This window comes from Faecalibacterium sp. 9, assembly GCF_048320955.1.
GTDB lineage: Bacteria > Bacillota > Clostridia > Oscillospirales > Ruminococcaceae > Faecalibacterium > Faecalibacterium wellingii.
Window position 1 is genome coordinate 1,480,733 of the sequence record NZ_JBLWGB010000001.1, and the last position, 19,770, is coordinate 1,500,502.

Here is a 19,770-nt window from a genome sequence, read left to right on the forward strand (position 1 = left end):
CGCCCATTCTTATACCCGGATCTGCCCGGGCTCGAAAAGCAGCAAAGAAGAAGGAAAAACAGGAGGTTTTTGCTTTATGAAAGTCCGTATCGGAATTGATGTCGGTGGCACCTTCACCGACGCCGTTGCCATTGATAACGAGACCTTTGAGGTCGTTGGAAGCGTAAAGGTCCCCACCACCCATACCGCTGCCGAGGGCGTTGCTGCCGGCATCGTACAGGTGCTGCACAAGGTCATGGAGCAGTGCGAGATCCGGCCGGAGGATGTCATCTTCATCGCCCACGGCACCACGCAGGCCACCAACGCCCTGCTGGAGGGCGATGTGGCCCCCGTCGGCATCATCACGCTGGGCAGCGGCCTGCAGGGCGCAAAGAGCAAGGGCGATACCACCATGGGGGACATCGAGCTGTCTGAGGGCAAGTACCTGCGCAGCTGCAACGAATATGTGGACACCAATGCACCGGATCTGGACGGCAGTATCCGCGCGGCTATCCGGAAGCTGCAGGAGCAGGGGGCACAGACCTTTGTTGCCGCCGAGGCCTTCAGCGTGGACGACCCGAAGAACGAGAACCGGGTGGTCGAGATCTGCGGTGAAATGGGCCTGCCTGCCACAGCGACCAACGAGATCTCCAAGCTGTACGGCCTGAAGGTCCGCACCCGCACCGCCGTGATCAACGCCAGCATCATGCCCAAGATGCTGGATGCCGCCACCATGACCGACCAGAGCATCAAAAATGCGGACATCAAGAGCCCGCTGATGGTCATGCGCTGCGACGGCGGCGTGATGACCGTGGACGAGGTGCGCAGCCGCCCCATCCTGACCATCCTCTCCGGCCCTGCCGCAGGCGTTGCCGGTGCTTTGATGTACGAAAAGCTGACCGATGGCCTGTTCTTTGAGGTGGGCGGTACCTCTACCGACATCTCCTGTGTCAAGGACGGCAAGGTGATGATCAAGTACGCCGAGGTGGGCGGCCACAAGACCTACCTGAACAGTCTGGACGTGCGCACCGTCGGCATCGGCGGCGGCAGCATGGTGGAGGTGAAGGACGGCAAGGCCTGCGATACCGGCCCCCGCAGCGCCCACATCGCCGGTCTGGACTATGAGGTGTTCACCGATGCCGACAAGATCCAGAACCCCCGTCTGGTGCCCGTGAGCCCCATGCCCGGCGACCCGGAGTACGCCAGCATCGAGTGCGACAACGGCGTCAGGGTCTGCCTTACCATGTCCGGCGCTGCCAACATTGCGGGCTACGTCAAGCCCGGCGATTATGCCTATGGCAACGTGGAAGCCGCCCGCAAGGCGTGGAAGCCGCTGGCAGACAACATGGGCTGCACCGTGGAAGAAGCTGCCCGCAAGGTGCTGGGCTTTGCCGCCGCCAAAAACAGCAGGGTAGCTGCCCAGCTGATGAAGGACTACCACATGGATCCCCAGCACACCGTGTTCGTGGGCGGCGGCGGTGGCGCTGCCAGTGTGGTGCCGCATCTGGCCGAGACCATGCATCACAAGAGCCGTCTGGCAAAGAACGGCCCGGTCATTTCCACCATCGGCGTGGCATTGGCCATGGTGCGTGATATGGTGGAGCGCAGCGTTTCCAACCCCACCGACAGTGACATCATCAGTGTGCGCCGGGAGGCCGAACAGAAGGCCATCCGGAACGGAGCCGCGCCCGGTTCTGTGGAAGTGACCGTGGAGGTGGATACCCAGCGCAACGTGATCCGCGCCATCGCCGTGGGTGCTACCGAGCTGCGCAGCAAGAACCGCAGCGCCGAAAAACTGACCGAGGACAAGCTGCTGGAACTGGCGGCAGAGAACCTGAGCATGGACCCCAAGGCCCTGCATATCGCAGCCAGAAGCGAGAACATGTGCGCAGTGACGGCGGATAAGGTGGAGAAAAAGCTGTTCGGCCTGATGAAAAAGACCTCTCATCCGCTGCGCCTGATCGACGAAGAGGGGGTCATCCGCCTGCAGAAGGCCAACGCTACGGTGCGTCAGGCCGATATCAGCAGCTGGCGTGATGCGGTCGCCTATATGCTGGAAGAGCTGACCGTCTACAACGACGGCGGCACCAACTACCCCAATGTGTACATCGTGCTGGGCAAGCGCATCATCGACCTGTCCGGCATGTCCAGCGAGGAGCAGATCTACAGCCTTGCCAATGTGGAGCTGAACGGCTACGATGCCAAAACTCCGGTGATTGTGGCTGCGACCCTGCGCATCGATTCCTGACCGACCAAAGGAGGCTGCCATGTCGTCTTATGCACTGCCTTTTCCCGGCCGTGATCTGGCGGAAAAAGAGCTTTCCTACGACCCGTGCTGCCCCCGCATCCCGGAGGCAGACCGCGCCCGCATCGTGGATGCCGCGTGGGAAAAAGGCTGCGCTGCGGCAAGGGATGTCTTTGCACAAAGCGGCGGCAGTGCAGACTTTTTTGCCATCTGCAAGGCAAACGGGCTGACGGTGGTGGAGCGGGATATCGACTTTGTTTCCGGCAACCAGCGCTATTTCAGCGACTATGTTGCGGGCAAAAACTGCGTCACCCTCTATCTCAGATCGGTGGACCTGTGGGCGCAGCAGAACAAAATGACCCGCATGGAAGCGGAGAACCTGATCCTCAGCCATGAATATTATCACTTTCTGGAGTGGAACAAGCTGGGCCTGACCAGCCGGGACTATCAGGTGCCCATGATCAGCATCGGCCCGCTCCGTCTGGGCAAGACCGGCATCCGTGCCCTTTCCGAGATCGGCGCACACGGCTTTGCCCATACCTATCATCAATTGTTGGAGGCGCAACATGGAAAGCATTGAATATCTGGGCAGGCAGCTGCCCCTTCTGGGCCACTATGATACTGTTGTGGTGGGCGGCGGTGCTGCCGGTGCCGCAGCCGGCATCCGCTGCGCCATCGACGGGCAGAAGGTCCTGCTGGTGGAAAAGGGGGCGTTTCTGGGCGGCACGGCTTCCCGCGCGCTGGTCTGCCCCATGATGCCCACCTATGTGGAACATCTGGATGTGCTGCACAGGGTAGAGGAGACCCTGAACAGGCACGGCGTCACCACCCGTGACGGCATTACCACAATGATCTGGTTTGCACCGGATCAGCTCAGTGATGCTTTTGAGGAATTGTATGTCAGCAACGGCGGCAGGCTGCTGTATGACGCCACACTGGTGGATGCTGTGTGCGAGGACAAGCACATCCGGTACATTGTGGTGATGACCGTGAACGGTCTGCAGGCCATTGCAGCCGGAAACTTTGTGGATGCTACCGGTGATGCTGTACTCACCCGCATGGCTGGCGTGCCCACCAGCTCCGGCGATGAGAACGGGGACAATCAGGTCAGCAGTCTGCGCTTTATCATGGGCGGCATCGACGTGGAAAAATACCGCGAATATGTGCTGTCTCTGCACGACGAATTTTCTCCCCTCAAGACCGGCTATTTCTTCGAGTCTGCCATGGTGGCGGGGCGCAGCTTCAAGCTGGAGCCCATCTTCCGCGAGGGTGTAGCCGAGGGTCTGCTCACCGAGGAGGACCTGCGCTATTACCAGTGTTTCAGCCTGCCCAATAAGCCCGGCTGCATGGCCTTCAACTGCCCGCATCTCCCCAGCCTGAAGCAGAACACCGATGCACTGGCCCGCTCTGCTGCCATTGCAGAGGGACACGAGAAGATCGGCCGTCTGGTGCGTTTTCTGCAGGCAAAGATGCCGGGCTTTGCGCACAGCTATCTGCTGCAGACAGCGGACATGCTGGGCGTGCGCGAGAGCTGGCGGCTCAAGGGCAACTATCTGCTGACCGAGGAGGACTACACCCGGCAGGCGCGCTTCCCGGATGGTCTGGTCAAGGGGGACTGGTACATTGATGTGCACTCCAACAAAAAGGGACTGTTCCACCAGAACACCTACCAGCACGGCGATTACTACGAGATCCCTTACCGCAGCATGGTCACAGACGAAGCCGAGAATCTGATCGTGGCGGGCCGCTGCATTTCCACCACCTTCCTGATGCAGGCCAGTGTCCGCATCCTGCCCACGGTCATTGACATGGGCGATGTGGCGGGCAGTGCCTGCACGCTGGCGCACACCACCGGTCAGCCGCTGTGCAGACTGGATGGCAGCAAGCTGCGCCGGTTTGAACCGACCCCATTGCCGCAAAAGTGAAAGCGCCGGGTATGCCCGTCTTTGCCGAAGGGCTGAAAGTGCGTGCCGCGCAGCTGCACAATGACATAAAAAATCCCACCAGATGACGATCTTCGCCGTTTCTGGTGGGATTATTTTATGGGGAGCTGCTGTGCCGACAGAGACGAACCTGCCAATCTGTCGCACTTTCCGGGCGTTTCACAACGCATAGAAAAGCAAAAATCCCACGATACATGCCGCTATTCTAACGGTATATCGCAGGATTTTTCTTGGAGCTGGTGACAGGAGTTGAACCTGCAACCCACTGATTACAAATCAGTTGCGCTGCCATTGCGCCACACCAGCTTATTCAGGACGGCAGAAGATCGCCGTCCTGAAATAGGATAGCAGAAATCGTACAGATTGTCAATATCCATGCGGGAAACTTTGTCACGGCAGATTCTGCCGGCCCGAAACGCTGCGGTTCAAAACGGACTTGAGGGGCTTTTGGATTTCCCTCTTGCAAATTTTGATTTTGGTGTTATGATACGAGAAGATACAGGATGTGTAAAATGAATCCTGCACATGGCAACAATATCTTTTTTACATGAAATGGGAGGGCGCTCCATGTACGTGGACTGGGAATATTATAAGATCTTCTACTATGTGGCAAAGTATCAGAACTTTACCAAGGCCGCGCGGGTGCTGGGCAGCAATCAGCCCAACATCACCCACGCTATGAACCGGCTGGAAAGCCAGCTGAATTGTGTGCTGTTCATCCGCTCCAACCGCGGCGTTACCCTGACGCCGGAAGGAGAGCTGCTCTATTCCCGCATTGCATCGGCGGCGGTGCAGATCCAGGATGCGGAAGAAGAGCTGAGCGCCAGCGCTACGCTGGAACACGGAGCCATCAGCATCAGTGCCACCGAGACGGCCCTGAACATCTATCTTTCAGAGAAGCTGCGCGCCTTCCACACCGAGTACCCCGGCATCCGGCTGCGCATTTCCAACCACTCCACGCCGCAGGCCGTGCAGGCTGTGAAAAACGGCGAGGTGGATTTTGCCGTTGTATCCACCCCGGCAGAGGTGGACGGCAGCTTGAAAATGGTGGAACTGAAAGCATTCTACGAGGTGCTGGTGGGCGGCAGGACTTTTACGGCCCTTGCCAGCCAGAACCTGAGTTTGAAGGAGCTGAAAAATTATCCGCTGATCTCGCTCAGCGATACAAGCATGACCCGCAGCTTCTACAGACAGTTCTTTCTGGAGCATGGCGCGGTGCTGAAGCCGGACACCGAGGCCGCCACCACCGACCAGATGCTGACATTGGTCAAAAGCGAACTGGGCATTGCGTTTGTGCCGGAACCCATGGCAAAAGAACTGCTGGAACGTGGAGAGCTGGTGCAGCTCCATCTGCAGGAGATCATCCCGGAGCGCAGCATCTGTCTGGTGTATGACCGCCACCGCCCGCTGAACACGGCGGCGCGCAAGTTCCAGCAGATGCTTACAAAGTCTGCCATCGGCAGGCCGGTATCCCAGTAATGCAGCATGCGGCAAAAGCTGTCCGGGCAGAAAAAACAGGGTGATGCCCTGCACAAGTGCAGAGACATCACCCTGAACGGCGGCTGTTATTCCTCGGCAGCGGCCTTGGATTCATTTACGAATGCGGTGATCTTGTCCACCTGGATCTCGGCCACGGCACGGCCGGTGTCGTAAACACGGCGCAGCTGGGCTGCATCGCGCTCCATGGAGCCGATCTCCAGCGGGATGGGCGGGCGGATGACGAAGGCTTTGCCCGTCTGTTCCAGCATGGAAACATGGGCAAGGGTCTCGTTGTAGCGCTCGTGGCGGTCGGCCACGGCATCCACAAAGGCCGGATAGCGCAGGTAACGCGCCCGGATGGCGGGCAGCATCTTGTTTTTCTTCTTCACAAAGCCCTTGGGCTGGGTCAGCACGATCAGGTTGCGCTTGTAGCCGATGGACTCAAAGAACCGCACCGGGATGGAATCTGCAATGCCGCCGTCCAGCAGCTGGTAGTGGCCGATCTTCACGATCTTTGAGGCCAGCGGCATGGAGGCCGATGCCTGCATCCACTGGATGTCCTCAGCGTCACCGGTGCGGCACTTGTGATAGATGGGGTCGCCGGTGCGAACATCGGTGCACACCACAAAAAAGTCCATGGGGTTCTCCCGGAAAGTCTTGGAGTCAAAGAGGTCCAGCTTTTCCGGTACGGTGTGGTAGCAGAACTGCTCGCTGTACAGATTGCCGGTGCGCAGCAGGTTGCCAAAGCTGGCATAGCGCTTATCGGTGCAGTATTCCGTGTTGTAGCGGATGGTGCGCCCGATCTGGTGCGACTTATAGTTGCAGCCGAACACTGCACCGGCAGAAACGCCGATGGCACCGTCCAGCACGATGCCGTGCTCCATCAACACATCCAGAACGCCGGCGGTGAACATTCCGCGCATGGCGCCGCCTTCCAGCACAAGTCCAGTTTTCATACAGCTCTCCCTCTCCGCAGTACCGGCACACAGCTGCCGGACAACCCTTTATACTAATTCTAGTATACTCAATTCTGCAAAAAGTACAAGGGCCGAAAGGGCTGAACTTTGGCAAGAAAAGCTCTTGCCAAAGCAGGATGCATCCGGTATACTATATGAAATAAAAAACATGTGTGCCGGAGAGTGCACGGAGATGGAAAATAGACTTGGAGGAACTGGTTCGCTATGAAGATGCTGGAAGAACGTATCCGCAAGGATGGTATTGTACGCGAGGGCAACGTGCTCAAGGTAGACAGCTTTATCAACCACCAGATGGATATTCCGCTGTTCCGTGAAATGGCAAAGGAGTGGAAGCGCCTGTTTGCCGGCAAGACCATCAACAAGGTGCTCACCATCGAGGCCAGCGGCATCGGCATTGCAGCCGTGGTGGCGAGCGAGTTCAATGTGCCGGTGGTGTTCGCCAAAAAGTCTATGAGCATCAATCTGGACTACGATAACTACGAGACCAAGATCCAGTCCTTCACCCACAAAAAGATCTACAACGTCATCGTCTCCAAAAAGTTCCTCACGGCAGAGGATCATGTGCTGATCATTGACGACTTCCTTGCCAACGGCTGCGCTCTGATGGGCCTGCTGGATCTGGCCAAGGAAGCCGGCGCCACCGTGGAAGGCATCGGCATCGCCGTGGAAAAGGGCTTCCAGCAGGGCGGCGAGCTGATCCGCAGCAAGGGCATCCAGCTGGAAAGCCTTGCCATCGTGGACTCCATGAACAGCGAGACCGGCGAGATCGTCTTCCGCGACCAGCCGCACCAGAATTAAAGAGCAAACATTTAAAAAGCCGTTGCACAGAAGATGTGCGGCGGCTTTTTTCTGTATTGCAAAATAAAAATGATTCCGCTAAAAATGCCCAGAGCGCACGCGGCGCGCATTCCAAATCGTCACGCTCCGTCAAAGCTGTCACCGTCTGCGGGCAGGTCTGCGGCGGTCTGGGCGGGACCGGCATCTGCTTCCGGCTCGGCGGCGCGGGGGATACCTTTGTACACCAGCGTCTGTTCCAGCACCTCGGCGCACACGGGGGCCGAAAGACTGCCGCCGGCAGTGGTCCAGCTGTGGGGCTCATCCAGACAGACCAGACACAAAAACTGCGGGTCATCGATGGGGGCCACAGCCACAAAGCTGGCAATGCGGGCTTTTTCGTCGGTGCTGTCCAGCTTCTGGCTGGTGCCGCTCTTGCCGCCCACCCGATAGCCCCGGATCTGGGCGTAGCGCCCACCGCCGTTCAGCACTACGGCCTCCATCATGCCGCGCATGATCCGGGAGGTCTCCGGCCGGATGACCTGCCGCCTGCACACCGGGGCGATGTGCTGCAATACGCTGCCGTCCGGGTTCAGGATGTCGCTGACGAGATAGGGCTGCATGAGCTTTCCGCCGTTCACCACGGCGCACACGGCTGCGGCCATTTCCATGTAGGAGATCTTGCTGCTCTGGCCAAAGGCACAGGACGCCAGCTCCACCGGGCCCATGCGGTCAGCGGTGTAGTACAGGCTCTTTTTCGGCTCGGCGGGCAGGTCGATGCCGGTGGGCTCCCGCAGGCCAAAAGCGGCAAAATAATCGCAGAAGGCTTCCTTGCCCAGCCTGGCCCCGATCTGGATAAAGCTCTGGTTGCAGGAGTTTTCCAGCGCCTGCGTCACGGTCTGGCTGCCGTGGCGCTTGTGATTGGCACAGTGGAACCGGGTGCCTGCCACCGAGATGGAGTCCCCACAATAAAAGGTGGAATGGGGGCTCACAGCCCCGGCATCCAGCGCGGCGGCGCAGGTGATGAGCTTGAACACGCTGCCCGGCTCGTACAGGTCGCTGACGGCTTTGTTGCGCCACTGGGTCTGCTGGGCCAGCTGCAGCGCCGCTGCGCGCTCTTTGCCGGAGAGCGCGTCCACCCTCTGCCGGGCGGCGGCGTCGTAAATGACGCGGGGCTGGTTGGGGTCGTAGGCGGGGGTGGTGGACATGGCCAGCACCGCCCCGGTGTTCACCTCCATCACGATGCCCACAGCCCGTGCCGCCACATGGTGCTCCCTGACGGCATAGGTCAGGGCGTTTTCGAGGTAGTGCTGGATGCTGGCATTGATGGTCAGCCGCAGGCCGCTGCCTTCCAGCGGCACCCGCTCGGTCTCGTAGCTCTGTTCCAGCGTATAGCCCCATGCATTCACGGCGGTGAGCACCACACCGTTCTGCCCGGTGAGCACCTCGTTGTACTTGAGCTCCAGCCCGCTCACACCGGCGTTGTCTACGTTGGTAAAGCCCAGCACGCTTGCCAGAAACTCCCCCTGTGGATACCAGCGTTTGGAGTCCTGATTGATGCGGATGCCGGTGATGCCGCTTGCTTCGCAGAAGTCCCGCACCCGGTCGGCGGTGTCCCGCTCCACACGGTAGCGCAGCAGGCAGTCGTTGGAGCGGCGGTCGCTGAACTTTTCCAATAATGCGGCTTTGTCCAGCTCCAGGATCTCCGCAAGGCCGTCTGCGGCAAGGCTGAGCTTTTCTTCCGGCATTTCACGCGGGGAGGCCCGCAGGGTCCAGCAGCTGCTGTTGGCGGCCAGCAGCGCGCCGTCCGCACTGTAGATGCGGCCCCGGTCGGCGGGCACCACGGTGTCCCGCAATTGCTGGCCCAGCGCACGGCTGGTGTACCAGCTGCCCGTAAATAATTGCAGATATGCCAGCCGCGCGGCCAGCCCTGCAAAGCAGACGCAGCACAACAGGGCGGCCACCAGCCGTGCCCGGGCACGGAATGCCCGTTCCGGCAGGGTGCGCAGGGGCCTTGACTCCGGTTTTGGCATGGCGGGCACCTCTCTTTCAAATGGAATGTATGCGCCGGTGCGCCGGGCCTATGACTAACCGGCACCGCCGCCGCGTACAATAAGGGAACGGAGGTGATGCAGATGCCGAAAGCCGCAGCCCACGGGGTGCACACCCACACAGGGCGGGGACTGCCGCTGCGCCGTCTGCCGGCCATGGACCTGCCCTTTCTGGTGCTGGTGCTCACGCTGGTGGGGTTCGGCCTTGTGATGCTGGGCAGTGCCAGCAGTGCCGTGGCGCTGTACCGGAGGAACGATGCCTTTGCCTACCTGCGGCCCCAACTGCTGTATGCGGCGCTGGGCATCGGGGCCATGTGGGCGGCCAGCCGGGTGGATTACCACATCTATCATAAGCTGGCATGGCCGCTGCTGGGGCTTTCCATGGTGCTGCTGACAGCGGTGCTCTTTATGCCGGAGTACAACGGCTGCAAACGCTGGCTGGTGCTGCCGGGCCTTGGAACGCTGCAGCCCAGCGAGATCGCCAAGTTTGCGGTGGTGCTGGTGTTTGCGCATATCATTTCCCTCAACCACGACCGCATGGGCAGCTTTGCAGTAGGGGTGCTGCCCTTTGCGCTGGTGCTGGGGGTGGTGGCGGTGCTCATGCTGCTGGAACCGCACCTCTCCGGCACGGTGCTGATCCTGTGCATTGGCGCGGTGCTGATGTTCGTGGGCGGCACCGGGCTGCGGTGGTTCGTGCTGGCGGGGGTGGGCGGCGCAGCGGCCATCGGTGCGGCCATTGCCATCATGCCGGACCTTGTGCCCTATGCAGCCAGCCGCCTGAGCTCATGGCTGGACCCCTTTGCGGACCCGCTGGGGGCTGGCCACCAGACCATCCAGAGCCTGTACGCCATCGGCAGCGGAGGCGCGGCGGGGCTGGGCCTTGGCAGCAGCCGCCAGAAGCACCTGTTCGTCCCCGAGCCCCAGAACGACTTTATCTTTTCCATCCTGTGCGAGGAGCTGGGCTTTGTGGGGGCCTGTGGGGTGATCCTGCTGTTTGCGCTGCTGCTGTGGCGGGGCGTCACGCTGGCGGCCCACGCGCCGGACCGGTTCGGGGCGCTGCTGGTGGTGGGCTTTGTGGTGCAGGTGGCCCTGCAGGCGGTGCTGAACATGGCCGTTGTCACCAACACCATCCCCAATACCGGCATCAGCCTGCCGTTTTTCTCCTCCGGCGGCACCAGCCTGATGATGCTGCTGGGCGAAATGGGCATCGTGCTGTCGGTGTCCCGCGGAGAGATGTAAAACCGGGCGTTCCGCGCCTTAAAGCGGTATGCTCCGGCCCCGGAACTGCTACAAATGACCCGACAAATAAAACACGGGCCGCAGAACAAATAGAAACAAACTGCCCTCGTTCCGCATAGCATGAGGTATCTTTTGCGGAACGGGGGTTTTTGCATGGGCGGAGATCTGATCATTACAGGCGGTGTGCCGCTGAACGGTACGGTGCGCATCCCTGCTGCCAAAAACAGTGTCCTGCCGCTGCTGGCGGCGTCCCTTCTGTGCAGCGGCACGGTGCGGCTGCTGGCGGTGCCGCAGCTTGCGGATGTGGACACCAGCCTTGTCCTTTTGCGGGGCGCAGGCTGCACGGCCCGCTGGCAGGGCAGTGACATCACGGTGCAAGGCATGCCGTCGGTCTGCCGTCTGGAGCCAGAGGCCGCAGCACAGATGCGGGCATCCATCCTGTTCTGCGCACCGCTGCTGGCACGGCTTGGCCGGGTGGAGACCGTTCTGCCCGGCGGGTGCCGCATTGGCGCAAGGCCCATCGACCTGCATCTTTCCGGCCTTGCGCAGATGGGAGCGCACTGCCGCGAGGAGGGAACACGGCTGATCCTGACCGCTCCGGCGGGGCTGCACGGTGCGGACATCACGCTGGGGTTCCCCAGTGTGGGAGCCACCGAAACGCTGCTGCTGGCGGCTGTCTGTGCGCAGGGCGAAACCGTGCTGCGCGGTGCGGCGCGGGAGCCGGAGATCGATCGATCTGGCGGCATTCCTGAACCGCTGCGGCGGCTGCGTGCAGGGGGCAGGCACCGGCACGGTCCGGGTGCAGGGGCGGCGGGTGCTGTACGGCTGCAGCTTTGCGCCCATGGCAGACCGCGTCGTGGCCTCCACCCTTGCCTGTGCCTGTGCGGCGGCAGGCGGCAGGGTGGAGCTGACCGGCTGCGCGCCTGCCGTTTATGCGCCGCTGCTGGAAATTCTGGCACAAATGGGGTGCGGCATAGAAACCGGGCCCGAAAGTGCGGTCATTGTCCGGTCCGGTGCGCTGCACGGGGCGGGCAGGGTGTTCACCGGAGTGTATCCGGCACTGGCCACCGACGCGGCCCCGCTGCTGGCGGCGGCGATGCTGTGCGCCGACAGCGTGAGCAGCATCGAGGATGTGGTGTTTGAGCGGCGGTTTGCCTGCGCAGATGGGTTTGCGGCCTTTGGAGCGGACGTGCGGGTGCAGCAGCGCACACTGCACATCCGGCCGGTGCGGCAGCTGCAGGGCGCGGAGGCGGCGGCCCCGGACCTGCGCGGCGGGGCTGCGCTGGTGATCGCGGCGCTGGCGGCAAGAGGCCGCAGCCGCATTGCAGACACCGGCCATATCGACCGCGGATATGCCTGTTTTGTGCAGATGCTGACGGAACTTGGGGCCCAAATTGAGCGGGAAATGCCATGCGGGAGCACCTGTGAGAAAAAAACACCTTCAAAAAAGCAAATTTGACTTGCATTCAGGGCAAAAAGATGATACGATACAGTTATATAAATGTAAACAGGATACTTTCTGTGCGTTCCGCGCACTTCTACGATAAAATCCGATGGAGGACAAAGTTATGGCACTCATGCTCGATGAAGAAATGGACGAAAACGTTACGACGATCAAGGTGATCGGTGTTGGCGGCGGCGGCGGCAACGCGGTCAACCGCATGGTCAGCGATGGCCTGCAGGGCGTTGAATTTATCGCAATGAACACGGACCAGCAGGCTCTGGCCAAGAACCACGCTGCCACCAAGGTGCAGCTGGGTTCCAAGCTGACCAAGGGCCGCGGCGCAGGCGCAGACCCGGAGATCGGCCAGCGCGCTGCCGAGGAGAGCAAGGACGAGATCGCAAATGCACTCAAGGGCTCTCAGATGGTCTTTATCACTGCCGGTATGGGCGGCGGCACCGGCACCGGTGCGGCTCCCGTTGTGGCCGAGGTCGCCCATGATCTGGGCATCCTGACCGTGGGCATCGTCACCAAGCCCTTCTCCTTTGAGGGCAAGCGCAAGATGGGTCTGGCAGAGCAGGGCATTGCAAACCTGCTCATGCATGTGGACAGCCTGATCGTCATCCCCAATGAGCGACTGAAGATGATCAGCCAGGAGAAGATCACCCTGATGAACGCCTTCCAGGCTGCAGACAACGTGCTGCGTCAGGGCGTTGAGTCCATCTCTGCTCTGATCAACGTGCCCGCCTTCATCAATCTGGACTTCGCCGACGTGCGCTCCATCATGAAGGATGCCGGTTACGCACACATGGGCGTGGGCAGCGCAAAGGGCGCAGGCAAGGCCGAGAACGCTGCCAAGGCAGCCATTTCCTCTCCGCTGCTGGAGACCAGCATTGCCGGTGCACACGGCGTGATCATCAACATCACTTCCAGCCCGGACATCGGACTGGAGGATGTGGAGACCGCAGCAGGCCTCATTACCCAGAGCGCACATCCGGATGCAAACATCATCTGGGGTACTGCGTTCGACGAGAACCTCTCGGACGAGATGCGCGTGACCGTTGTTGCCACCGGTTTTGACAACAAGAGCGCAAACGATCTGCGCAGCAGCATCAGCAATGCCATGGGCGGCGCACAGTCCACCCCGTCTGCCGTGTTCAGCAGCGAGGCGGCAGCGCAGGAGCCTTCTGCCGCAGCACCGGCTGCTTCCGCTGCTGCAAAGCCGGTGGAAGAGGACAACAGCGACAATGGCTATTACGATCAGCTGATGGCCATGCTGAACAAGCGCAGATAAAAACAGGGAAATAAGCATACAGGCGTAACGGATGGATCGGAGGGACACCATGGCGCAGGGCAGGCAGCAGAACAATGGTTCGCGGCAGCGCTGTGCCCAGTCTGCCGCGGCAAAGGCTTCGGCAGAGCCGCCCAAGGCGGTGTGTGCCCAGCTGGAACAGCTGAACCGCAAGCTGGCGGCTGCCAGCGCGGAGATCCTCCGCTACCAGACCCGTCTGTTTGCCTGCGAGCGGCAGATGGCGGCACTGCGGCAGGAAAATGCCCAGCTGGAAGCGGCCTGTGAACAGGCGCGGCAGGAGGCAGAGTGCGCAGGCGCTCATGCAGAGCAACTGCGTCAGGAGCTGGCCCGCCATGCGGAAGCTGTGCGGCCTGTGCCGGTTGCGGCACATACGCCCCCGCAGCCGGAACCATCGGCTGCCCAGAGCCCGCGACCGGAGCCGGAGGCTGAACAGCCCCCGCAGCCCGAGCCGGAAGCCCCACAGCCTGCTCAGCCGGACTGGAAGCCCCAGACCAGATTGGAGCACCTCTCGGTGGAGCTGATGAACTGGTTCGATGATATGATGGGCGCATGATGCGCTGGCTGGGATGCTCCGCTTCTGCGGGACAGGAACCGAAATAAAAAAGGGACTGCTGCACCGGATGGGGTGGCAGTCCCTTTTTGTGCTCATCCGTCCCGCAGGCGATCCGATTTAAAAAGCCCGGACAGGCACAGCAGAGAAAACTGCGGCCTGTCCGGGCTTATTCTTTGCGGTTTCAGCGCACCGCGCTGGTGCGGTGCTCCATCAGATAGGTGGCTTCCAGATCGGCGATGTGCAGCTTGACGGCAAGGGGATACTTGTCGTAGGCTTCCGAGATGGCAAAGCAGCCGCCCCGGGCCGCATCGTCAAAACCGCCCATGTGCCAGCGGATGGCAACGGCCTCCTCGACCCGCAGCTTCATGAAACGCTCGATGAGGAATACACTCTTTTCGCCGTGGCCGTAGGGGAACAGATCCTCCACGCTGTAGCTGGGCACCTTTTCCCACTGGCCGGTGGCCTCGTTCTTCACGTTGCGGGTGCCGGGCTTGTAGTAGTTGGCCTTGCACAGATCGTGCAGCAGTGCGCAGATGGCAAAGCTCTCCTCACTGTCGCCCTCGGCAAAAAAGGTGTCGTGCAGCGCGTGATAGACGTTCAGACTGTGCATGCACAGCCCACCCTCACAGGCACCGTGAAACCGGGTGGAGGCCGGTGCCGTGAAGAAATCCGTCTTGTGGTCCAGCCAGTCCAGCAGCTTTTCGCTGCCGGGGCGGGTGACGTGCTGCTTCCAGATCTGCAAAAACTCTTCGCGGTCGCCCATGCTCACAGCTCCAGCTCGTCCAGCAGGCCCTTGAGGATGGCCATTTCGTCATGGCTCAGGGAAATGCCCTTGCCCATGCGGGTGCCGTCCGGGGACCAGTCGCGGATGTCGTATTTGGGCTCGCCGTCGTTCCAGCTGATGAGGTTCAGCTGACGCTCCCAGCCGCGGGGACGCTCCGAGAGCACTGCAATGCGCTGAACTACTTCGTATTTGATCTCTGCCATGATGCAAAACCTGCCTTTATCTTTGTTTGCTACCATAATAAGGGAAGCGGACGAAGATTTCAACAGGTAGAGCGAAAATAATTTGAAAAATTTTTAGCCATAGGGGGATTCTTCCCGCCAGTCCACAAGTTCCAGCACGGCGGCGGTGTCCTCGTCCGGGGCCGGATGGCGGGAGTGGGTGTGCTGGCCGGTGCTGAACAGCCCGGGGGCATAGTGGGCCATCACGCTGGTCTGCACGTCTCCGGCTAAAAAATCTTTGGCGTTTTTCTGGCGGCAGGCCACAGGAGTGCCGTCGGTCATGGGCACACCCTGCGGGGTGCTGCCGGTGTCCGGGTGGGGCGTCTGGCCCGGCGTTTCAATGTGCGGCGGCACCTGTGTGCCGGGGGCAGTGGGGTCGCCGGGCGGCAGGATGACGGGGGCCTCCGGCTCTTTGCCCAGCGGCGGGCTGCAGCGGGAGCAGCTGTTTTCCGGTGCGGAAGAAGCACCGGGCTGCTCGTCCATCTCGTGGCGGATGAAGGGCGTGAGAGAGTTCATTGAAAAAATCACCTCCGCCCATAGGATGCCCCGGAAAGATGTAACTTATAAAGAGGTCTGCGGTGTTTCACACGATGAGTTCTACGGCAGAGCCGCCGGTGCGGGCTTTGCGCACCACCACCTGCCGGTCGATGCGGTCCTTCAGGGCGCTCACATGGGAGATGATGCCCACCAGCCGGTCGCCCTCGGTCAGCCCCGCCAGCACCCGCATGGCCTGTTCCAGCGATTCCTCGTCCAGACTGCCGAAGCCCTCGTCCAAAAAGAGGGTGTCCAGCCGGATGCCGCCTGCGGCACTCTGTACCTCGTCCGAAAGGCCCAGCGCCAGCGCCAGCGAGGCCTTGAAGCTCTCGCCGCCGGAAAGGGTCTTGACATTGCGGCGGGTGCCGTTGTAGTGGTCGATGACGCCGAGGTCCAGTCCGGACTGGCTGCGCTGGTTCTCCGCCCCGATGCGCTCCAGCTCGTACTGCCCGGCGGTCATCTGCATCAGGCGGGTGTTGGCGTGGCGCAGGATGCGGTCCAGATAGTTCATCTGGATATAGGCTTCCAGCCGGATCTTCTGCTTGCTGGTCAGGGTGCCGCCTGCTGTGGCGGCAAGGGCGCTCACCCACTGCCAGCGCTGTTCCAGCTGGGTGCGGGCGGCAGCGGCTGCGCGGTATTTTTCTGCCGCAGCGCTGTTGGGCAGCAGCTGTGCTGCCAGCTGCTGTGCCTGCTCGCGCAGAGCGCTCCGGGCAGCGGTGAGCCGGGTCTGCAGGGCCTGCAGATCTTCCAGCGGCTGTGCGGGCACGGCCTGTGCTGCGGCGGTCTGCTGCGCCTGCAGGGCATCCACGGCGGCCTGCGCGGCGGCGTGCGCCTGCTCTGCCCGCTTGAGGGCAGCCTGCGCCTGCTCCATGCCGGTGCGCAAAACGGTGCGGCGGGCTTCCAGTGCATCCAGCGCAGCCTGTGCTTCGGCTCGCTGGGGGTAGGGCAGGGCAGAACGCTGCCCGGCGATCTGCTGTTCCAGTGCGTCGGCCTGTGCGGCCTGGGCTGCGGCAGAGCGGTCTGCCTCGGATGCCGCCTGTTCCAGTGCCGGGCGCTGGCGGGTCCTCGTCTGCCGGTCGGCCTCCAATGCGGCGCGGCGGGTGCAGTCGGCTGCGGCCCGGCGCAGGGCTGCGGTGCATTCGGTCTGTGCCGCGTGCAGTGCGGCGGTCTCCTCGGTAAGCACGGCACTCATTCCCTTGAAGGTCAGCTGCACCGGGCCGTCGGGCGCAGTGAACCGTTCGGGCAGAAGGTCCTCGGCATCCCGGCGCAGAGAGCGGCGGGCTTCCTCTGCGGCAGCGTTGGCGCTCTGTGCGGCGGCGCTGGCTTTCTGGGCAAGGGCATCTGCGGTCTCGGCTTCCTGCTTGGCAGCGTCCACCTGTGCCTGCGTGGGGGCGGTGCGGGGCAGCTGGGCCTTGGCCGGGTGGTGGGTGCTGCCGCACACCGGGCAGGGAGTGCCCTCGGTCAGGCTCTGGGCCAACAGCCCGGCCTGTGCGTCCAGAAATGCCCGGTCCAGAGCATCCCGGCGGGTATGAGCCTGCGCCTTGGCTTCGGCGGCGGTGTGGTAGGCCTCCTGTGCACGGTGGGCCTTCTGGGCCAGCTGCTGGCAGGCGGTCAGCCGCTGGGTCAGGGTGGAAAGCGCTGTGCCGCGCTGGGCCAGCTCCTTTTCCTTCGTTTCCAGCGCCAGCCTGCGGGTGGAAGCATCGGCCAGAGCGTCCAGCTCCTGTTCATCGGCAGCAAGCTTTGCAGCCAGCTCTTCCAGCTGGGCGCGCTTTTGTGCGGCCTGCGCCCGGGCCAGCTGTGCGGCGTCCCGGGCAGTGCCTTGCTGGCAGCAGAGCCGTTCCAGCTCGTCATAGGCGGCAAGGGCGGCTTTGGCCTGTGTGGCCTGCCCGGCCAGCAGGTCCAGCTGTGCGGCATCGCCTGCATGACGGGCGCTCTCGGCCCGGGCGGCTTCCAGTACGGGCTGCGCGGCGGCAAGGTCAGCCTGCTTTGCAGCCAGCTGCTCTGCCAGCTGCCGGGCCTGCTGTGCCGCACCCAGCTGCTGCTGCACGGCGTCCAGCTGCGCTTCGGTGTCCTTCAGAGCGGCAGCTGTGCTTTCCTGCGCGGCCCGCTGGCGGGCCAGCAGGGCGTCCAGCAAAGCAAGCGCGGCGTCCGGCTCGGTCTGGGCACTCAGCGCGGCAAGAGCCTCGGTGTCCGGGTCATCGGGGGCGTACTGGATGCCGGAGAGCAGGCTGTCCAGCTTTGCATTCTGGGCGGTGCGCTGCTGGCTGAGGGCAGCGCTTTCGGCCTGCAAGCGCTCCTGCAGGCGTGCGTAGCGCTGGGTGCGGAACAGCTTGCGGAAGATGCGGCTGCGCTCCTCGGTGGAAGCGTTGAGCAGCCGGGTGAACTGTCCCTGTGCGATCATGGCGATCTGGCAGAACTGGCTGTAATCCAGCCCGATGATCTCCATGACGGCGGCGGTCACGTCCTTGGCTCTGGTCACCGGCGGGCGGGTGTCGGGAAAGGTGAGGACGGCATCCGCCTTCTCGGTGGTAAAGCCCTCGCCGCGCACCTTGGGACGGGTGTACTCCGGGTTGCGGCGCACGGTATAGCGCTGCCCGTTCACCTCAAATTCCAGCTCCACAAAGGTGGGCGTTCTGGGGTCGGCATACTTGCAGCGCAGCATGGCGCCCTCGCGCACACCGCCGCTGGAATGGTCGTACAGGGCGTATGTAATGGCATCGAACAGGGTGGTCTTGCCTGCGCCGGTGTCGCCGGTGACAAGGTACAGGCCGCCTTTTCCCAGTTTTTCCAGTTCCAGCACGGTCTCGCCCGCATAGGGGCCAAAGGCCGAAAGGGTCAGTCTGAGCGGTCTCATGCGTCCTCGCCCTCCTTCCAGATCTCCTCAATGAGCTGCTGGCAGAATGCCGCCTGCTCAGCGGTCAGGGGCTGGTTGTTCTGCAGCTGGTAGAACGCCGAGAAGTGTTCCAGCGGGGTAATGCTCTCGGCGCGCTCCGGTGCGGTGATCTGCTGATCTTCCCGGGTGCGGAGGTTGTCGTAGTCCAGCCGCATCAGGTTGGGGTAGATCACCCGCAGGCGGGCCAGCGCGTCCGGCACATCCTGCTCGTCGGTCAGGGTGATGTGCAGGTAGTCGTCCACGGCGGTGTCTGCGTAGCGGCGGCGGTCGGTCAGCTCCATGTAGCTGCCGCGCACCTCCCGCAGGTCGTGCTTCGGGGTGAGCGGCGCGGTGGTGATGGACACTTCGCCCTTGGGCCCAAGCTCCACAAAGCAGGCGCTTTTGTGCTGCCGGGCCTCCGAAAAGGAATACTTGAGCGGGGTGCCGCAGTAGCGCACGGTGTCGCGGCCCACCTTCTGAGGGCTGTGCAGATGGCCGAGGGCCACATAGTCAAAGGCATCGAACAGGCTGGCGTCCACGCTGTCCACGCCGCCCACCGATACCTCCTCGCTCTCGCAGCAGGCAGCACCGGCCACGAACTGATGGGCCACCAGCACGCTGCGGTGCGCCGGGTCCGGCGGGCAGTGGCGCAGCACGCAGGCAAGGGCGTCGTTGTAGCTCTCCACGGGCTCGTCCGGCCAGACATGCCGCACCATGGCGGGCTTGAGAAAGGGCAGAAGGTACACGTCCAGCGTGCCGTATTCGTCGGTGAGGGGGATGGACACCGGCGCACCGGAGAACACCGGGCTGACGTACACCCGGCTGTTTTGCAGCAGGGCCGCGCCGAAGGCGATGCGGTCGGCGGAGTCGTGGTTGCCGCTGATGGCGAACACCGGCAGCTGCCGCTCAGCCAGCTGGGTGAGGAACCAGTCCAGCAGGCGCACGGCCTCGGCAGGGGGAACGGGCTTATCGTAGAGGTCGCCCGCCAGCAGCACACCGTCCACGGGCGTGCTGTCCAGCAGGGAGAGGATCTGTTCCAGAATGTACCGCTGGTCGTCCAGCATGGAGAACTCGCACACCCGCTTGCCCAGATGCAGGTCGGAAAGATGCAGAAAACGCAAACGGAAACACCGCCTTTTCAGAGTTTTCTTTATTATACAGCAGGGCGGGGGTGGGGGCAAGGAAAACAAAAGCGTCTGCAGGACGGAAAATCCTGCAGACGAGGTAAGGCGGCTCGCCCTCTCCGTCATTGCTTGCGCAATGCCACCTCTCCCAAAGTGAGAGGCTTTGGCAGTCCACGCAAAGTTTCTGGTTTTGCCAAGGGCTCTCCCTTTGGGAGAGCTGTCGAGCAAAGCGAGACTGAGAG

The 19,770-nt window shown here is 62.3% G+C and carries 16 protein-coding genes, 1 tRNA gene and 1 pseudogene; 10 read left to right on the plus strand and 8 right to left on the minus strand.

All coding sequences use genetic code 11. The annotated features are described in order from the left end of the window. The first annotated feature begins 76 nt into the window (after positions 1–76). From ACKXF9_RS07125 to ACKXF9_RS07135, 3 genes are read left to right on the plus strand one after another with little or no spacing between them, the layout of a single operon-like run. A complete protein-coding gene (locus ACKXF9_RS07125; protein ID WP_418265695.1) occupies positions 77–2,227 on the plus strand; it encodes a hydantoinase/oxoprolinase family protein in 2,151 nt (716 codons plus the stop codon). A gap of 19 nt (positions 2,228–2,246) precedes the next feature. After that, the gene (locus ACKXF9_RS07130; protein WP_339396285.1) at positions 2,247–2,804 is read left to right on the plus strand and encodes a hypothetical protein; all 558 of its coding nucleotides are present in this window, start codon (positions 2,247–2,249) and stop codon (positions 2,802–2,804) included. Next, on the plus strand, positions 2,791–4,149 hold the full coding sequence (locus ACKXF9_RS07135) for an FAD-dependent oxidoreductase (protein WP_418265696.1): 1,359 nt from the start codon (positions 2,791–2,793) through the stop codon (positions 4,147–4,149). The genes ACKXF9_RS07130 and ACKXF9_RS07135 overlap by 14 nt, the downstream gene beginning before the upstream one ends. Before the next feature lie 249 nt (positions 4,150–4,398). Here the strand turns inward: ACKXF9_RS07135 and ACKXF9_RS07140 are convergent. Continuing rightward, positions 4,399–4,473, minus strand: a tRNA-Thr gene (locus ACKXF9_RS07140). A gap of 261 nt (positions 4,474–4,734) precedes the next feature. On the opposite strand from ACKXF9_RS07140, the gene ACKXF9_RS07145 reads away from it, so the two are divergent. Continuing rightward, positions 4,735–5,646, plus strand: coding sequence for a LysR family transcriptional regulator (locus ACKXF9_RS07145; protein WP_339396268.1), 912 nt, complete (start codon positions 4,735–4,737; stop codon positions 5,644–5,646). A gap of 86 nt (positions 5,647–5,732) precedes the next feature. On the opposite strand, the gene ACKXF9_RS07150 is transcribed toward ACKXF9_RS07145, so the two are convergent. Continuing rightward, positions 5,733–6,602 carry a patatin-like phospholipase family protein gene (locus ACKXF9_RS07150; RefSeq protein WP_418265697.1) on the minus strand — a complete coding sequence of 290 codons (870 nt, stop codon included), beginning with the start codon at positions 6,600–6,602 and terminating at the stop codon, positions 5,733–5,735. Between the two features lie 225 nt (positions 6,603–6,827). Here ACKXF9_RS07150 and ACKXF9_RS07155 point away from each other — a divergent pair, with 225 nt between their 5' ends. Next, positions 6,828–7,421 carry a xanthine phosphoribosyltransferase gene (locus tag ACKXF9_RS07155; protein ID WP_249238316.1) on the plus strand — a complete coding sequence of 198 codons (594 nt, stop codon included), beginning with the start codon at positions 6,828–6,830 and terminating at the stop codon, positions 7,419–7,421. Positions 7,422–7,540: 119 nt separating this feature from the next. On the opposite strand, the gene ACKXF9_RS07160 is transcribed toward ACKXF9_RS07155, so the two are convergent. After that, positions 7,541–9,430: a peptidoglycan D,D-transpeptidase FtsI family protein gene (locus ACKXF9_RS07160; protein ID WP_418265698.1), complete on the minus strand. Its 1,890-nt coding sequence runs from the start codon at positions 9,428–9,430 to the stop codon at positions 7,541–7,543. A gap of 174 nt (positions 9,431–9,604) precedes the next feature. Here ACKXF9_RS07160 and ACKXF9_RS07165 point away from each other — a divergent pair, with 174 nt between their 5' ends. From ACKXF9_RS07165 to ACKXF9_RS07185, 5 genes and pseudogenes are all read left to right on the plus strand, one after another. Next, on the plus strand, positions 9,605–10,687 hold the full coding sequence (locus tag ACKXF9_RS07165; protein WP_418265872.1) for an FtsW/RodA/SpoVE family cell cycle protein: 1,083 nt from the start codon (positions 9,605–9,607) through the stop codon (positions 10,685–10,687). Between the two features lie 153 nt (positions 10,688–10,840). Then, positions 10,841–11,359, plus strand: a pseudogene (locus ACKXF9_RS07170) (UDP-N-acetylglucosamine 1-carboxyvinyltransferase); the annotation flags it as partial. Positions 11,360–11,456: 97 nt separating this feature from the next. Further along, a complete protein-coding gene (locus tag ACKXF9_RS07175) occupies positions 11,457–12,146 on the plus strand; it encodes a hypothetical protein (RefSeq protein ID WP_418265699.1) in 690 nt (229 codons plus the stop codon). A 109-nt stretch (positions 12,147–12,255) separates the two neighbouring features. Further along, the gene (ftsZ, locus tag ACKXF9_RS07180; protein WP_249238320.1) at positions 12,256–13,422 is read left to right on the plus strand and encodes a cell division protein FtsZ; all 1,167 of its coding nucleotides are present in this window, start codon (positions 12,256–12,258) and stop codon (positions 13,420–13,422) included. A gap of 31 nt (positions 13,423–13,453) precedes the next feature. Then, positions 13,454–13,993 (plus strand): hypothetical protein, encoded by a 540-nt coding sequence (locus ACKXF9_RS07185; RefSeq protein ID WP_418265700.1) that lies wholly within the window; start codon positions 13,454–13,456, stop codon positions 13,991–13,993. 181 nt (positions 13,994–14,174) lie between these two features. On the opposite strand, the gene ACKXF9_RS07190 is transcribed toward ACKXF9_RS07185, so the two are convergent. From ACKXF9_RS07190 to ACKXF9_RS07210, 5 genes are all read right to left on the minus strand, one after another. Then, positions 14,175–14,756 (minus strand): hydrolase, encoded by a 582-nt coding sequence (locus tag ACKXF9_RS07190; RefSeq protein WP_418265701.1) that lies wholly within the window; start codon positions 14,754–14,756, stop codon positions 14,175–14,177. 2 nt (positions 14,757–14,758) lie between these two features. Then, complete coding sequence (locus ACKXF9_RS07195) at positions 14,759–14,980, minus strand: YdbC family protein (protein WP_120079997.1); 222 nt, start codon at positions 14,978–14,980, stop codon at positions 14,759–14,761. Positions 14,981–15,073: 93 nt separating this feature from the next. Further along, positions 15,074–15,514, minus strand: a complete 441-nt coding sequence (locus ACKXF9_RS07200) for a hypothetical protein (protein ID WP_249238323.1) — start codon at positions 15,512–15,514, stop codon at positions 15,074–15,076. Between the two features lie 67 nt (positions 15,515–15,581). Continuing rightward, entirely contained in the window at positions 15,582–18,386 is a 2,805-nt protein-coding gene (locus ACKXF9_RS07205) for an AAA family ATPase (protein WP_418265702.1), read from the minus strand. Beyond that, positions 18,383–19,525 (minus strand): exonuclease SbcCD subunit D, encoded by a 1,143-nt coding sequence (locus tag ACKXF9_RS07210; RefSeq protein ID WP_418265703.1) that lies wholly within the window; start codon positions 19,523–19,525, stop codon positions 18,383–18,385. Before ACKXF9_RS07210 ends, ACKXF9_RS07205 begins: the two co-directional genes overlap by 4 nt. Positions 19,526–19,770 lie beyond the last annotated feature (245 nt).

Coding starts and splice junctions, on each gene's coding strand:
- ACKXF9_RS07125 (WP_418265695.1), top strand. CDS start 77: ATGAAAGTCCGTATCGGAATTGATGTCGGTGGCACCTTCACCGACGCC.
- ACKXF9_RS07155 (WP_249238316.1), top strand. CDS start 6,828: ATGAAGATGCTGGAAGAACGTATCCGCAAGGATGGTATTGTACGCGAG.
- ACKXF9_RS07135 (WP_418265696.1), top strand. CDS start 2,791: ATGGAAAGCATTGAATATCTGGGCAGGCAGCTGCCCCTTCTGGGCCAC.
- ftsZ (WP_249238320.1), top strand. CDS start 12,256: ATGGCACTCATGCTCGATGAAGAAATGGACGAAAACGTTACGACGATC.
- ACKXF9_RS07205 (WP_418265702.1), bottom strand. CDS start 18,386: ATGAGACCGCTCAGACTGACCCTTTCGGCCTTTGGCCCCTATGCGGGC.
- ACKXF9_RS07160 (WP_418265698.1), bottom strand. CDS start 9,430: ATGCCAAAACCGGAGTCAAGGCCCCTGCGCACCCTGCCGGAACGGGCA.
- ACKXF9_RS07200 (WP_249238323.1), bottom strand. CDS start 15,514: ATGAACTCTCTCACGCCCTTCATCCGCCACGAGATGGACGAGCAGCCC.
- ACKXF9_RS07130 (WP_339396285.1), top strand. CDS start 2,247: ATGTCGTCTTATGCACTGCCTTTTCCCGGCCGTGATCTGGCGGAAAAA.
- ACKXF9_RS07195 (WP_120079997.1), bottom strand. CDS start 14,980: ATGGCAGAGATCAAATACGAAGTAGTTCAGCGCATTGCAGTGCTCTCG.
- ACKXF9_RS07165 (WP_418265872.1), top strand. CDS start 9,605: ATGGACCTGCCCTTTCTGGTGCTGGTGCTCACGCTGGTGGGGTTCGGC.
- ACKXF9_RS07150 (WP_418265697.1), bottom strand. CDS start 6,602: ATGAAAACTGGACTTGTGCTGGAAGGCGGCGCCATGCGCGGAATGTTC.
- ACKXF9_RS07145 (WP_339396268.1), top strand. CDS start 4,735: ATGTACGTGGACTGGGAATATTATAAGATCTTCTACTATGTGGCAAAG.
- ACKXF9_RS07185 (WP_418265700.1), top strand. CDS start 13,454: ATGGATCGGAGGGACACCATGGCGCAGGGCAGGCAGCAGAACAATGGT.
- ACKXF9_RS07190 (WP_418265701.1), bottom strand. CDS start 14,756: ATGGGCGACCGCGAAGAGTTTTTGCAGATCTGGAAGCAGCACGTCACC.